General features: G+C 56.9%; 22 protein-coding genes and 1 pseudogene. 12 read left to right on the top strand and 11 right to left on the bottom strand.

The genetic code is table 11. The features are described from left to right. Positions 1-2: 2 nt before the first annotated feature. Entirely contained in the window at positions 3-185 is a 183-nt protein-coding gene (locus tag HL657_RS07800) for a hypothetical protein (RefSeq protein ID WP_317296263.1), read from the top strand. A 109-nt stretch (positions 186-294) separates the two neighbouring features. Here the strand turns inward: HL657_RS07800 and HL657_RS07795 are convergent, their stop codons facing one another. Further along, on the bottom strand, positions 295-609 hold the full coding sequence (locus tag HL657_RS07795; RefSeq protein ID WP_317296262.1) for a hypothetical protein: 315 nt from the start codon (positions 607-609) through the stop codon (positions 295-297). A 141-nt stretch (positions 610-750) separates the two neighbouring features. On the opposite strand from HL657_RS07795, the gene HL657_RS07790 reads away from it, so the two are divergent. The 7 genes from HL657_RS07790 to HL657_RS07760 all read left to right on the top strand — a co-directional run bounded on the left by HL657_RS07790 (position 751) and on the right by HL657_RS07760 (position 3,829). Continuing rightward, the gene (locus HL657_RS07790; protein ID WP_317296261.1) at positions 751-1,260 is read left to right on the top strand and encodes a hypothetical protein; all 510 of its coding nucleotides are present in this window, start codon (positions 751-753) and stop codon (positions 1,258-1,260) included. A gap of 77 nt (positions 1,261-1,337) precedes the next feature. Next, the gene (locus HL657_RS07785) at positions 1,338-1,526 is read left to right on the top strand and encodes a hypothetical protein (RefSeq protein WP_317296260.1); all 189 of its coding nucleotides are present in this window, start codon (positions 1,338-1,340) and stop codon (positions 1,524-1,526) included. Continuing rightward, on the top strand, positions 1,516-1,725 hold the full coding sequence (locus HL657_RS07780; RefSeq protein ID WP_317296259.1) for a hypothetical protein: 210 nt from the start codon (positions 1,516-1,518) through the stop codon (positions 1,723-1,725). Before HL657_RS07785 ends, HL657_RS07780 begins: the two co-directional genes overlap by 11 nt. 48 nt (positions 1,726-1,773) lie before the next feature. After that, positions 1,774-2,016 carry a type II toxin-antitoxin system HicB family antitoxin gene (locus HL657_RS07775; protein ID WP_317296258.1) on the top strand — a complete coding sequence of 81 codons (243 nt, stop codon included), beginning with the start codon at positions 1,774-1,776 and terminating at the stop codon, positions 2,014-2,016. 258 nt (positions 2,017-2,274) lie between these two features. Then, on the top strand, positions 2,275-2,688 hold the full coding sequence (locus HL657_RS07770; protein WP_317296257.1) for a hypothetical protein: 414 nt from the start codon (positions 2,275-2,277) through the stop codon (positions 2,686-2,688). Positions 2,689-2,699: 11 nt separating this feature from the next. Beyond that, the gene (locus HL657_RS07765) at positions 2,700-3,242 is read left to right on the top strand and encodes a hypothetical protein (protein WP_317296256.1); all 543 of its coding nucleotides are present in this window, start codon (positions 2,700-2,702) and stop codon (positions 3,240-3,242) included. Beyond that, positions 3,242-3,829: a PIN domain-containing protein gene (locus HL657_RS07760; protein WP_317296255.1), complete on the top strand. Its 588-nt coding sequence runs from the start codon at positions 3,242-3,244 to the stop codon at positions 3,827-3,829. The genes HL657_RS07765 and HL657_RS07760 overlap by 1 nt, the downstream gene beginning before the upstream one ends. A gap of 179 nt (positions 3,830-4,008) precedes the next feature. Here HL657_RS07760 and HL657_RS07755 read toward each other — a convergent pair whose 3' ends face one another. The 7 genes and pseudogenes from HL657_RS07755 to HL657_RS07725 all read right to left on the bottom strand — a co-directional run. Beyond that, a complete protein-coding gene (locus HL657_RS07755; RefSeq protein WP_317296254.1) occupies positions 4,009-5,346 on the bottom strand; it encodes an ATP-binding protein in 1,338 nt (445 codons plus the stop codon). 243 nt (positions 5,347-5,589) lie between these two features. Beyond that, on the bottom strand, positions 5,590-5,820 hold the full coding sequence (locus HL657_RS07750; protein WP_317296253.1) for a hypothetical protein: 231 nt from the start codon (positions 5,818-5,820) through the stop codon (positions 5,590-5,592). Continuing rightward, a complete protein-coding gene (locus HL657_RS07745) occupies positions 5,804-6,406 on the bottom strand; it encodes a hypothetical protein (RefSeq protein WP_317296252.1) in 603 nt (200 codons plus the stop codon). The genes HL657_RS07750 and HL657_RS07745 overlap by 17 nt, the downstream gene beginning before the upstream one ends. A 92-nt stretch (positions 6,407-6,498) precedes the next feature. Next, the gene (locus HL657_RS07740) at positions 6,499-6,891 is read right to left on the bottom strand and encodes a nucleotidyltransferase domain-containing protein (RefSeq protein ID WP_301678389.1); all 393 of its coding nucleotides are present in this window, start codon (positions 6,889-6,891) and stop codon (positions 6,499-6,501) included. Beyond that, positions 6,867-7,106 (bottom strand): HepT-like ribonuclease domain-containing protein, encoded by a 240-nt coding sequence (locus HL657_RS07735; protein WP_317296251.1) that lies wholly within the window; start codon positions 7,104-7,106, stop codon positions 6,867-6,869. Before HL657_RS07735 ends, HL657_RS07740 begins: the two co-directional genes overlap by 25 nt. Continuing rightward, a complete protein-coding gene (locus tag HL657_RS07730; RefSeq protein WP_317296250.1) occupies positions 7,066-7,296 on the bottom strand; it encodes a hypothetical protein in 231 nt (76 codons plus the stop codon). The genes HL657_RS07735 and HL657_RS07730 overlap by 41 nt, the downstream gene beginning before the upstream one ends. Before the next feature lie 99 nt (positions 7,297-7,395). Next, a pseudogene (locus tag HL657_RS07725) lies at positions 7,396-7,806 on the bottom strand (nucleotide sugar dehydrogenase); the annotation flags it as partial. A gap of 147 nt (positions 7,807-7,953) precedes the next feature. Between HL657_RS07725 and HL657_RS07720 the strand changes: the two are divergent. The 3 genes from HL657_RS07720 to hepT all read left to right on the top strand — a co-directional run bounded on the left by HL657_RS07720 (position 7,954) and on the right by hepT (position 9,588). Further along, a complete protein-coding gene (locus tag HL657_RS07720) occupies positions 7,954-8,535 on the top strand; it encodes an acylphosphatase (RefSeq protein ID WP_317296249.1) in 582 nt (193 codons plus the stop codon). Between the two features lie 187 nt (positions 8,536-8,722). Next, entirely contained in the window at positions 8,723-9,151 is a 429-nt protein-coding gene (locus HL657_RS07715) for a nucleotidyltransferase domain-containing protein (protein WP_317296248.1), read from the top strand. 2 nt (positions 9,152-9,153) lie between these two features. Beyond that, complete coding sequence (hepT, locus tag HL657_RS07710; RefSeq protein WP_317296247.1) at positions 9,154-9,588, top strand: type VII toxin-antitoxin system HepT family RNase toxin; 435 nt, start codon at positions 9,154-9,156, stop codon at positions 9,586-9,588. Positions 9,589-9,892: 304 nt separating this feature from the next. Here hepT and HL657_RS07705 read toward each other — a convergent pair whose 3' ends face one another. Both HL657_RS07705 and HL657_RS07700 read right to left on the bottom strand, forming a co-directional pair. Continuing rightward, positions 9,893-10,138 (bottom strand): type II toxin-antitoxin system MqsA family antitoxin, encoded by a 246-nt coding sequence (locus HL657_RS07705; RefSeq protein ID WP_317296246.1) that lies wholly within the window; start codon positions 10,136-10,138, stop codon positions 9,893-9,895. Beyond that, positions 10,135-10,368, bottom strand: a complete 234-nt coding sequence (locus HL657_RS07700; RefSeq protein WP_317296245.1) for a DUF4258 domain-containing protein — start codon at positions 10,366-10,368, stop codon at positions 10,135-10,137. The genes HL657_RS07705 and HL657_RS07700 overlap by 4 nt, the downstream gene beginning before the upstream one ends. 467 nt (positions 10,369-10,835) lie before the next feature. Here HL657_RS07700 and HL657_RS07695 point away from each other — a divergent pair, with 467 nt between their 5' ends. Beyond that, positions 10,836-11,168, top strand: a complete 333-nt coding sequence (locus HL657_RS07695; RefSeq protein WP_317296244.1) for a nucleotidyltransferase family protein — start codon at positions 10,836-10,838, stop codon at positions 11,166-11,168. Positions 11,169-11,282: 114 nt separating this feature from the next. Here the strand turns inward: HL657_RS07695 and HL657_RS07690 are convergent, their stop codons facing one another. Then, the gene (locus HL657_RS07690) at positions 11,283-11,606 is read right to left on the bottom strand and encodes a hypothetical protein (RefSeq protein ID WP_317296243.1); all 324 of its coding nucleotides are present in this window, start codon (positions 11,604-11,606) and stop codon (positions 11,283-11,285) included. Between the last annotated feature and the right edge of the window lie 94 nt (positions 11,607-11,700).

Below are 11,700 nucleotides of genomic sequence, written 5' to 3'. Positions count from 1 at the left end.
AAGTGAGAGTTATTAATATTCCCGGCGGAAAATCGGCATGGGAACTGCAGAGCGGCGGTGTCGCGGTTGCCGGGATCGTGCTGGGCGTCACCTACTGCCCGGTGGCGAGGTTGTCGATGATGACGACGTCGTGGTTTTGTGCCAGGGTGTCTGCAAGGTTTGAGCCAAGCCGGCCCCGCCGGTGACGATGTAACGCATGAAGAATCTATGATGGGGAGCGGTTTAGGGCTTTCTGAATTGAACCCGGGCATCCGGGTTTGATACAGGTCTGCGAGGACATCTGCCGTCCTCCCTTCACCCCCCGCCCAGCACCCTCACAATCACCGCCACCACCCCGCCCACGACCCCGCCGGCGCCGGCGCTGATCGTCGAAACCCTCTTCTCCTCGCCGGCCTTCTCCGCGCGCCACCCCTCCAGCGCCCGGAGCCGGCTCTCGAACTCCTCATCCTGCGCCTCCATCCGCTGCAGCATTTTACAAATCCACTTCACGTCCCGGTTCGTCTCGTAGACGAGCTCTCGGGTGGTCTTTTCCCCGGTCATCCTGGTAACCCTCCCGGTGAATGATAGGTCATCAGACCCAAAAAGCCTGACCGTAACGGTTATATTCACGAATCCAGGCCCAATCCGCCCTCCCCGATAAAGTCAGACTAATCCCCTCCCGGGTATACCCTATAATCGTCTGTCATATTCCCGGGAGCATGCAGGCATCAGGCACGACCGAGAGCGTTGTGCCGCAAAGGAGCAAAACCCATGGCAGACTTCGTGCAGACTACCGTCAACAAAACGGCGCTCCGGGACCTCGCCGTCCCGATCGTCGATGTAGAGTCGTTTAACACCCTCGTCCAGGCCGTCATCAGCGACAACCCCTTCGGGTGCGTCGACTATACGACCAAAGACGGCCAGACCATCGATGGGGTCACCCTCAACCGCGAGCACTACACCGCGAAGGTGAACTTCGTCGACGGCAACGGCAAACGCCTCGGGACCGTCTCCCTGCTGTCCCCGACGATCGCCGCGTTCAACGCGAACGCCGCAGAGGTCCTCGCCAACGTAGCGATCAAGACCGCGATGGGCGCAACCGCTGCCGTCCGCGACACCAATCGCGAGACCTACTACGCGCAGCTCAAGTGCCACGACTCCTCCGGCGATGACTACTACGTCACCTTCACCAGAAAGACCGTCCGCATCTCGTCCTACCAGGACGACGCCATCCGCACCACGGTCGAAACCTGGGCCGACGACGTCACGTCGCTCGACTGAAGCGGGGACTCTTCCCCCCTTCACGTTCAACCCGCGCACGGCTCCTTGTTATCTACTACCTCTTCTCCAGACTCATTATGACACGCCTTCTCCGCAGCGACCAGACCCTCTTCCGCGACCGTGAGGTCTTTGGGTTCACCCACATGCCCGACAATCACCCCAGGGGGGTGGATACACAGGAGACGATAGGCAAGGGCCTGCCTGAGAGCCCGGGGCTCATGCAGGACAGGTTGATCGAGGAGAAGATCAAGCGAGGTGAAACTTGAAAGGGTGCTCCCCATGAACCGGCGCGAGACGTACGAACATCTGAAGTGCAACCCAAAGAACGTGCGGTTCAAAGACCTCTGCCGTGCGGCGGAAACCTTCGAGTTTCGCCGGAAGGGCAGCCATACCGTGTACGTGCGGGACGGGGTTCCTGATATCCTCAATTTCCAGAACGTGAAGGGCAAAAACCGTACCAGGTAAGGCAACTTCTTAAGATTATTGAGCACTATACTCTGCTCGTGGATGAAGATGCCACATAAATATGCAATCGAGATCTTCTACAGCGGTGAGGACGAGGGGTTCATCGCCGTCGACCCGGAGCTTGCCGGCTGTTCCGCGTTCGGCGAGACGGAAGAGGAGGCTCTCTCTGAAGTGAAGGTGGCTATCGGCCTCTGGCTCGATACCGCCCGGGAGGAGGAGCGGGAGATCCCGGAGCCGAGCGGCCGGGAGCAGCTGCGGGCAAGGGCGTTGCGTGCGAGCCACGGGAAATAGCGTAGACCATGTAGAGGCTTCCACCCTCGGTTTCTCACGGTAATCTACCGTTGTGGGGTTGAAGGGGCAGAGCGGGAGAGCTCCCTCCGCAAGGGGGGAGGTGAAAGCGGTGCTCCTTCGTCCTGTGATCCCTGTGTCCTTAATCCTATACAATAGTTGACATTTACCAATCCATATATACCGGATTAACAAAATACAATTCTTGTTGTCAAGGTTCAAAACAGCGATAAATAACATGCCTGGAGGGGAAAACGATATATGAAGGATGTATTTGACGTATTTAACGAGGGATTCGAAGAGATTACCCGGATGGTTGAGCAGGGGAATTATAAAGGTCCTTTTGTTTACTCTTCAAATCTCACCCTGTTCTCAACACTGCTGGATTATGAGGACGGAATCCTGGTAAGTGAGATACTGGAAGGAGTGTTTTCACAGGTAGGTCCTTTTGCCGAAGAACTGGGTGCGGAGGAGATCAGATCAATAAATGAGCAACTGGCCGCGCAAATGAAGATTATCACTGATTCATATCGTACTGAGGATAAGAATGCTCTCTATCAGGCTCTGCGGGATCTTCGTTCTATTGCCACAAAATTCCAGATTAAATGCATGCGATCCAGGCCGATGAAGGTGCAACGACAGACGAGGTTGAACATCGGGGATAAGTATTATTAGGGGGGTTCACAATGGTGGTCCTTCAACCGGGAAAGAAATGGGACGCTCAGGATCAGCGTGAACGCAGGGGACCTCCCTTGGATATCGAGAGTGGACGGTCCCCGGGGGAAACCTGGGAAACGAGGGATATGTCGGTTCGATACCCTCTGAACGAGATCGTTGCTGAAAAAACACGGGAGTGGCTGAGTACCCCCGAGCTCAGGCCATGGCATATCAACCGTTCTATTGACAATGCCACTCTCCCGGTGAGTGCGTTAAGCCGGGAGATAGAAGAGTTGCGCCAGATCGTTCAAGAGCTTAGAGAGTCTAACTCTGCACTACAATCAAGGGTATCGGCCCTGGAGAGAAAATTGATCAAAGAGACGACTGCCGATAACCTGTGGGAGATCAGTGACAATAATCTATTGGCCCTCGAAGAGATATCAGGTATCGCCACCCCCCCGGACAGACCCGGAGGACAGGATCCTTTTGATGCCTTAAAGGGTCTATTGATAGAATATTCAGACGAAACAGTTGATTCCGCCGAACTGGTCAAATCTGTACGAGGAAAGTGATGGAAGCGAAGCGAGTGTACTTCGACAGCTCCATATGGGTCTCTCATGTTCTCCAGGAGAAACGGAATAACAGAGCACAAACAGTTCAGCAACTGTTCGATCAGATCGAGGAGGACGAAGAAGTAATCCTTGTCTCCCACCTTGTTTTGCTGGAAGTGCTTGAAGTCATCCGGAAGCGGATAACCGAAAGCGAGCCATATACGGATCTAGACGACAGTAAAAAGAAGGAGATCAAGGATAAGATTCAGGAAAAGACGAATCTTTTTCTTAAAGCTCTCTCCCAGCTTATACGAGAGCATAGAGTTGCACTGATCGATTCTCAAAAGCCCGTAGACCAATGGTTCAAGATGACGTATTCGATATTTGTATCCTCCTCGGGGGGCATTTCCATCCATAACTATTACCCTGACGGCAGGAGAAGAACACTGCCGAAATATCAATACAGAGGTGTCGGGCACTATGACATTCAGCACGCGCTTACTGCACAAGAATTCTCTGCCAGGGATCTGCACACGTTTGATCAAGGATTTGTCGAGTTAGAAGATCATCAAGAGTTTGAGGGAATGAAATTCTTGGTCCATAGGTAGCCAGCCCCATGAATGATATCTATCACGAAAGAGATCGATCCGGATGGAAGCAGTTGCACTGGAAGCGCAGCATAGCGAGGAGTGCATCGCCGGTAGAAAGCACTTGACAGTGATAAAGGGACAAACAGACCGTTAATATCCGTTCAAACTCCCTCACCCCCCACCGAGCACCCGCACAATCACCGCCACCACCCGCCCATCCGCGCCAGGTATTCCCGCGAAAGCCGGGCGATATCTTCCAGATCAAAGACCTGGTACCCGTCCTCTCTCAGATCCTCCTTACCTTCGATGCTCTTTGCTGCCAGGGCAAAACGTTCGTTCCTGCTCTCGTTTTGCCATCTCACCTCACAGGCCTTCTCCCGGAGTGCCGTAAGGATGCCGCGGGCCTGGCGGCGGTTGAGAGCAGACCATTTACATTCACAGAAGAGGGCATCCCCGGAGACCTCATTCAGACCAACGAGATCGATCTCCGCCTCCTTCTGCCACCACCGCCCCAGCCGCGAGTACGAGGAGCCAAACAGGATCCCCCTGCGAACGAGGTCGAGAGCGAGTTGTTCGAACATCTCTCCGCAATAGGGCGCGAACCCCTCCCTGATGGAGGCGAGCACCTCCCCGCTCTGCCCCGTCTCAGTCTCCGCCCTCCGGGGATACACGAACCGGAACCAGAACCTGAAGTAGGGATCGGTCAGCCGGTAATGCCTTCGCCGGTAGCCGGCATGGGCGGTCACCGGCACCTCGTCATCGATCAGGTGCATACGCGAGAGGACGGCAAGGTACTTGGAGACCAGCCCTTTATCAAGCCCGGTCTCCTGGCAGAGGGGGCCCAGCGAGGTGTACCCCGCGGCGAGAGAGCGCAGAATAGCCATGTAGTTCCCGGCTTCGCGGAACTCATACTGCATCAGGATTTCCGCTTCAGAGTAAAGGTATGCCCCTTTCCGGAGGATCTGCTCCTCCACGTTCTCCCAGAACGATCGGTAGGGGGGAAACAGACGGAGATAGGCAGGAATTCCACCGATCACGCACCATGTCATGACGAGTTCCTCCTCATCGTAGGGGAGGAACCGGCGAAGGTAGGGATAGGAGAGGGGCGCGAGCTGCCACTGCCCCGTCCTTCTGCCGTAGAGTGGGCTTGAGTACCCCAGCACCTCGGTCTCCATCGTGCTGACCGATGAACCCGATATGACGAGCATCACCGGCTCCTCGGAGAGCACCGTATCCCACACCTTCTGGAAGACGGAAGGCGTGGCCCGGTCGCGTGCGATGAGGTAGGAGAACTCATCGATGACAATCACCACTTTCTTCCCCGGAGGAGGGGAAAAATTCCGGTGCCTGACCAGCGCCTTTATGACGGTCTCCCAGTCGGGATATCTACTCCGCTCAAAATCCGGATCGTTCAGGAACTCCCCTGCATAGTGGGAGAAATCCTGGACATTCCTCGCCGTCCCTTCTTCTGAGGCCAGGAAGTAAAAGCCCGGGACAGTCTGCAGGAGTCGAGCAAGAAGCGTCGTCTTTCCCACGCGCCGCCTTCCATACAGGATCAGGCATTCCGGAACCAACAATACCGATCGGTGAGAAACTGCAGTTCACTTTCCCGGCCTACAAAGGATTGTTGATACATAAGTATACTACTCTGTAGTCAACAATGCACGTAAGGCGATCGGTAAGCGCCGGTGGTCCGGCCGGACATGACCGCTGCATAGATGGGCTTCCCCTTACGATCATAGCAGCAGAAAGCCCACGACTTTAGTCGTGGGAGTATGTCAGCTGTCGCCGTACACCGGTTTAGGACGATCCCGCCGGGCCCGGTGCATCCGGAGGTACTCGGACCGGGAAAGAGCGAAGTTTTCGGCGTTTTCAAAGAACGCGTCGATCAGGTCGGCCTGCTCGCGGCTCCAGACCTCGTTCGGGACTTCCCTGACCCGGAGGGCATGTCTCCGGACAAAGGCCAGCCGCTCCTGCCGGTTCTTCTCGCGATCAAACCTCAATTCCATACGGCTCCCCCCTGACCTGCAGGCGTTCCATGAACATTCGCAGGAGATCGCCATCCAGCGTCTCCCGAAACAACATCCAGAGATAGACCGCATCCTCGATATCCTTGTCGCTCCCGAGATAGAGTTTATAGGGAATCTGCAGCTCGATGGGCGATACGAAGAACCGGATGTCGTCAAACTGTATCCTCTTCGCTCTGGACATCGCATAACGATCGAAATCGTCTTTCTTGAACGTCATCTCGATGTTCGGGATGATCCTACCGGCTTTGGCGATCCGCACGGCGAGCCTGTCGCAGAGCATCGAGTAGATCTCGCCGATGTCGTCGGAATTCAGGAAGTAGAACCCTTGTTCCAGGAGGTCTTCGGAGAACGACATGAATGTATCGCGGTCCATGTAGTCGACGAAGAGATCGATATCTTCCGTACCCCTGGCCCTTCCAAAAAGGATTGCAACGTATCCGCTGACGATCACGTAGCGGGTATACCGCTCGATGATCTCCGTCACCGAGGCCACGAAACGGTCCAGTGCGGTTACAACCTTTCCATCGATGTGGATGGTACCGTCGGGAGCACTCGCAATCCGCATTCCCTTTCCTCTGGTAGAGTCTTACCGGGCACTATATTAATTGCATCTTCCACGCCTGCTTCGGTGCCCATAACGGGATGCGTGTGAACCGGTCAGGAGTGCCCGATGCGTCTTAAGAGGTCCCCGGCAGACGCCTTCTGCTGACGCGGCTTCATATCTGACCAGATCCGGCGTTGTTTATAGAGCCAGAAGTCAAGGTCGCCGGGGTCCTCTGCGTATACGATGCAGTGCCGCTCAAGTATCCCTCCCCGGAGATACCAGGGGATCTCGTCATATACGACGATATCGTATCCCTCCGGGGCGAGGAGCATTCTCTCATACACCGCAGTCCTGTCCGCCCCATCGTTCAGGATCAGGCAGAGGTCGATATCGGATTCAGGGGCCGCGTAGCCCATGGCACGCGAGCCGAAGAGCAGAATGGCCCTGATCGAGGGGAGGATCTCCCGGAAGTGGTCCAGGATCAGGTCCTGTCTGCATTCAGCCATACCAGCACCTCCTCTGAGAACCTGCGCCGGCGAGGCATAAGCCGCTGCATCGCGGCATACGCGATGTGGTCGTTGACACCGTCGTATTCGTGAACCAGACGGTTTCTTAGCCCGTTCGCAGATTTCATATCCCTCCCGGTCTCCGGATCGATGATCTCTTCGGTCACCAGATAGTCAAGATTGGTGTAATCGTCCTGTGCGGAGGAGTGGAGCATCCGGCGGACGAGCGCAGATATCCGTAACCGCCTCCATGGCCTCCTGAAACTCCTTGTAGAGTGCCTTGCGCAGGATGCGGTCGCTCACTACAGCATCAGACAGATGGCGCTCGATAAACTCGATCCGGTCGATGAGCACCTCCATCTTCTGCAATATCCGCTCCCTGATTCGAATATCGTGAGCCTCCATTGGGGATTATTCACCCGTCGCCTCGATAAAACTTCTTGTGAACTACCTCGCGCCTTCCGGGCGGGTTAGTTCACTGTGGTGTATGCCCGTTCTTGTCGCCCCGGGCGCGAGATGCCGCCCGACGTTCCGGAGCCCCTCGACGAGCGGCGTGAAGTCCGGGAGAAGATCCTTCTTGTCGAGGAACGGCGTCTGGATCGCGAGGGTCACCGCGTCGCACTCCGCGACCTTCGAAAAGTCCGATGTGCAGGAGAACTTCCCCGCACCGACGACCTTGCCGAGCAGTTCGGGAAGCCCGGGCTCCTCGCCCTTGAGCGGGGACTCGCCCCGGTTGAGCATGGCGATCTTGTAGCCGGAAGAGGCGGAATCCCGCTGGAACCCGTAGACGTGCTCGACTCCGGCCACGTCCGCAAAGAGCGCTGCCGCCGGGATGCCGACGTAGCCCATCCCGAAGACGCCGACCTTCCGGATCGGGCCGCGTTTCTGGATAAGTGTTGCGAGGTTCTCGGTCATTGTCTGCATCTCCGGTTTGTCTTCAAGGTTGATATTCTGTCTTCTGCCACCCCCTTTTGTGGTGCAGGCGTGGGTCCAAAGAGAGTTTCGCAGGGTGACGTGCCATCTGGAGAAACTATTTATCTCCACTATACAGAGTGAAATTGAATGAAACGATTTGTGGCCACTGCACGGGGGCGTGTCCAGCGGGTCAGCTATCGGGAGCATGTGTATAACGAGACGTTTGAACGGAATATCTCGGGGTACGTGAAGAACCTCAAGAACGGGGAGGTCGAGATCGTCGCAGAGGGGAGCGAGCAGGATCTCCGGGACTTCATCAACGCGATCAATATCATACGAAGGCCCATTGCCGTCAAATCGTTCATGGTCAAATGGGAAGAGGCAACGGGAGAGTACGCCGATTTTGAGATCATCCGGGGAGACATCCAGGAGGAGACATTCGAGCGGATGGATTACGCCGGGAATGTACTGCACAGCATGGATATGAAATTAGACCAGAGCCTCCAGTTACAGCGTACGATGCTGGACAAGCAGGACCAGATGCTGAACAAGCAGGACCAGATGCTGGACAAGCAGGACCAGACCCTCCAGATCGGCAAAGAGACGAAAGAAGAGATTGCCGGGCTCCGGAGTGATACCAGGAAGCATCTTGATGACGAATTCGCAGAGATCAGAAAGGAGCTCGTCTCCATCAAGGATGCGCTTGCCCGGGCAGGCATCCAGGTCTGAATAACTCTCCATCCCGCGTCAACTACCCCGGGCCATGCGTGCGGTCGTCCCAGGGGCGAGACCCCTGGCTGACCGGGACGGTGACCCGCTTGATCCTGTAGGCCCGCCCCTCTCCTGCGACGGGAAGGAGAGGATCTGCCGGTAAGCGGGAAAGAATGATATGCAATGCGGGAAGAGATACGATACTATGAGACAACGCCACCTGCTGGATGCGGAAGAGAAAGAGGAGGTTCTCCGCACCATCCGCACGGTCCTCGCCGGATTTGACGAGATCGAGGTGGGGTATGTCTTCGGAACGTTTTGCAGGGGGGATTTCGGCGACGTGGACGTGGCAATCCTCGTCACCGGCGAGCCCGCTCCCTACCAGGCGATGCGGTTCGCGCGGAAGATCGAGCGGGAGCTTGAACGAGGGTTTTGTTACCGTTTTGAGGCTGACGTGAAGATCCTCAACACCGCCCCGGTCTCTTTCCAGTACGAGGTCATCAAGAGCGGCCGACCCGTATTCCTGCGCGACAGAGAGCGGAGGATCCGGTACGAGGCGGGCGTGCTCTCCCGGTACCTCGACTATGCGGATACGCTCGACTGGTTCGACCGGGTTCTGCTCACGAGGGCCTGAGAATGGTCAGGGACGAAGGGGTCCTCACCCACCTCCGGGAACTGGACGAGGCAGTTCGAGACTGGGAACGCTACCGGTCCATCACCCTCGAAGACCTGAGGACCGACCGCGATAAGAGGAATATGGTGCTGCATGCGCTCCTCGTCAGCATCCAGGCATCGATCGATATCGCCAACCATCTGGTCGCAGCCTCGAGCTCCCGGCGGCCCGAAACCTACCGGGAGAGTTTCATGATCCTCTGTGATGAGGGGCTGATCCCGGAAGACCTCGGGGTCCGGCTCTCAGACCTGGCGGGCTTTCGGAATGTTCTGGTCCACCTCTACTGCCGGCTGGACCTGGACGAGGTCTACGGGGTGCTCCAGGACGACCTTTCAGTCGTGAACCGGTACCGCGATCTGGTTCGGGCGATGCTCCGGGATCGCCTCCTCCCGGAGTGACGGCTGCGTGCTGGAGTGAACCGGGGAGAAGCTCCTCGCGCTGTTCACCGTTCCGGCCCTGCGGCCCGTCGCATCTTACAGATCCACTTCAAATACCGGTTCGTCTCGTAGGACCGAGCTCCCGGGTGGTCTTTGCGTCAGTCATCCTGGTAACCCTCCCGGAGGACAGGGAAGAGAAAAAGGCTGACCGTAAGGACTATATGCAGAAATCTCGGTAGAAAAAACGCTTGTCTGGCCGCGACCGGCGGCAATACTCTGCCGCCGGTCCAGGAGTTACTGTACCTCCCCGGCGGATCTGCCGGCCTCACCCGGTGAGTTCAACCTCGCCTGCCGCGAGAGGCCGGCAGCAGAGCCTGCCGCTGTGGACGTCTTTCATCACGGCATCGATCTTCCGGGAAACTTCGGCGCTGTAGTACGCCTCGCCGCAACGGTCACAGATGAAGGCCGGAACGTCCCTGATGACGATGATCTCGTCCCCGACCCGCGCCATAAACTCGGCCTTTCCTTCCTGCAGGGTTCCTTTACAGAACGTGCATCTCTCTGGAATCATTCCTTTTTCCTCCTTGTTCGCGTATCGATCCAATGCTCGTCATCCGGCATGTAGGCGGTAATGATCCGGAGATGATCATCACAGATCCCGAGTACTACATGATACACGTGGTCACCTATAAAGCCAAGCATGAGCAGGGAGGGACAGGGCTCGTCATCGGAATATGATTCGAGAATCTCGCCGGCCCTGATCGCCGAAAGGAGGTCTTCGGTGGAGATGTTGCGTATCAATACATCCTGACCCGGGCATGATGCGAGACGATGACCGAATCCCGGTCTACCAGCCTGATGATCTCTTCTTTGCTATGATCCACGTCTTCCCCTGTCGATCTTGTCTCCTGCACACTAAAACCTTCTTAGCCGGGAGCGCATCTGGAGGCTGCCTCCTGGCTCGTACCTGTATGCGGCGTTCTTCCCGTGCGGTTCATTCCGGCGTTCCCCGATAAAGTCAGGCTGATATCCTCCTCCGCCACGACCGGACCCTCCTTAAGAGATCCTGACATCTTCGAACCCACCTTCGTCCCCGACCACCTCCGCCACCGCGACGCCCGGAACTCGCCGGACTCTTCAAGAGGAGTGCGATCCGTCCAGCACCGGAAAGACCGCCGCGAACCGGCGTACCCGGGGATATCTATACTAGATGGAAAGGCCCATATCCCGATCAGGATGGACACCATCACCCGCGAGGCCGGCGGGGAGTGCGTGAGGGTCATCGCCTTCTCCGGGGGAAGAAGGCGTACCTGGAAGAGACCTATCATGTCGGGTCCATCGGCATCTTCGGCTCGTGCCGGCGCGGCGAGGAGCACGAGGGAAGCGACGTGGACATCCTGGTCGAGTTCTCCGAGGTGCCGGGGATCTTCGGGTATCTCGAGGCTTCGAGCGGTATCTCTCCGAACTTCTCGGCAAAAAAGTGGATCTGGTCGAAAAGAGTGCGCTCAAGCCCCGCATCGGCCGCCGTGTCTTACAAGAGGTCATCTACGTATGACGGCCCCACGAAGCACCCTCGAATACTCTGCTGGCGACCCCGGTGACATGAGCGAGCGCCCGGCACCTCTTGCCAGCAGGGTAACCCCGGCCGGCCCTAACCGGCAGGAGATCGCCGTCCTCTGCAGCCCCGGGAAGACACGCCGCAGCCCGCGATGAGGTCACTCGTCCGGGCCATCCAGGAGCCGCACTGCTTCCTCTCTGAGACGTGAGATATCGCCCTGGTGCAACCGCTCCATGAAATCGTATAGGTCTGCACAGAACGCTTCCGCCTCCTCTATGGAGTCGCGGACCTCTTCTGCCGTGATCGCGAAGTCTACGTAGTATTGCTTATCGATGCGGTCTCTTTTGGCGGCGACGATCCGGCAATTGTCGAGACCATACAGATGTTCAAGAAGCATCATTGCGCCGGAATGGTTCTCACATTTTATGCCGGTCTTGAAGAGGAGGGCCAGCACCATGTAGTACATGCTATAGTATGCCATCGATACAGTCTCTTCAAGCCGCTTGTTTTCGAGCAGGTTTTTGCCGAGATGAGATAACTCTCCGACTTCTTCCGGTACGCTTCCTGGACCTGAG

The sequence above is a fragment of the Methanoculleus nereidis genome (assembly GCF_032944295.1).
Taxonomy (GTDB): domain Archaea; phylum Halobacteriota; class Methanomicrobia; order Methanomicrobiales; family Methanoculleaceae; genus Methanoculleus; species Methanoculleus nereidis.
This window is presented reverse-complemented; position numbering and strand designations above follow the sequence as displayed.

What these genes read in the sequence shown, in the direction of transcription:
- HL657_RS07745 (WP_317296252.1), bottom strand. Translation starts at nt 6,406, where the DNA reads ATGCGGATTGCGAGTGCTCCCGACGGTACCATCCACATCGATGGAAAG.
- HL657_RS07690 (WP_317296243.1), bottom strand. Translation starts at nt 11,606, where the DNA reads ATGGCATACTATAGCATGTACTACATGGTGCTGGCCCTCCTCTTCAAG.
- HL657_RS07735 (WP_317296251.1), bottom strand. Translation starts at nt 7,106, where the DNA reads ATGCTCCACTCCTCCGCACAGGACGATTACACCAATCTTGACTATCTG.
- HL657_RS07715 (WP_317296248.1), top strand. Translation starts at nt 8,723, where the DNA reads ATGAGACAACGCCACCTGCTGGATGCGGAAGAGAAAGAGGAGGTTCTC.
- HL657_RS07785 (WP_317296260.1), top strand. Translation starts at nt 1,338, where the DNA reads ATGACACGCCTTCTCCGCAGCGACCAGACCCTCTTCCGCGACCGTGAG.
- HL657_RS07765 (WP_317296256.1), top strand. Translation starts at nt 2,700, where the DNA reads ATGGTGGTCCTTCAACCGGGAAAGAAATGGGACGCTCAGGATCAGCGT.
- HL657_RS07705 (WP_317296246.1), bottom strand. Translation starts at nt 10,138, where the DNA reads ATGATTCCAGAGAGATGCACGTTCTGTAAAGGAACCCTGCAGGAAGGA.
- HL657_RS07730 (WP_317296250.1), bottom strand. Translation starts at nt 7,296, where the DNA reads ATGGAGGCTCACGATATTCGAATCAGGGAGCGGATATTGCAGAAGATG.
- HL657_RS07775 (WP_317296258.1), top strand. Translation starts at nt 1,774, where the DNA reads ATGCCACATAAATATGCAATCGAGATCTTCTACAGCGGTGAGGACGAG.
- HL657_RS07720 (WP_317296249.1), top strand. Translation starts at nt 7,954, where the DNA reads ATGAAACGATTTGTGGCCACTGCACGGGGGCGTGTCCAGCGGGTCAGC.
- HL657_RS07750 (WP_317296253.1), bottom strand. Translation starts at nt 5,820, where the DNA reads ATGGAATTGAGGTTTGATCGCGAGAAGAACCGGCAGGAGCGGCTGGCC.
- HL657_RS07760 (WP_317296255.1), top strand. Translation starts at nt 3,242, where the DNA reads ATGGAAGCGAAGCGAGTGTACTTCGACAGCTCCATATGGGTCTCTCAT.
- hepT (WP_317296247.1), top strand. Translation starts at nt 9,154, where the DNA reads ATGGTCAGGGACGAAGGGGTCCTCACCCACCTCCGGGAACTGGACGAG.
- HL657_RS07770 (WP_317296257.1), top strand. Translation starts at nt 2,275, where the DNA reads ATGAAGGATGTATTTGACGTATTTAACGAGGGATTCGAAGAGATTACC.
- HL657_RS07790 (WP_317296261.1), top strand. Translation starts at nt 751, where the DNA reads ATGGCAGACTTCGTGCAGACTACCGTCAACAAAACGGCGCTCCGGGAC.
- HL657_RS07740 (WP_301678389.1), bottom strand. Translation starts at nt 6,891, where the DNA reads ATGGCTGAATGCAGACAGGACCTGATCCTGGACCACTTCCGGGAGATC.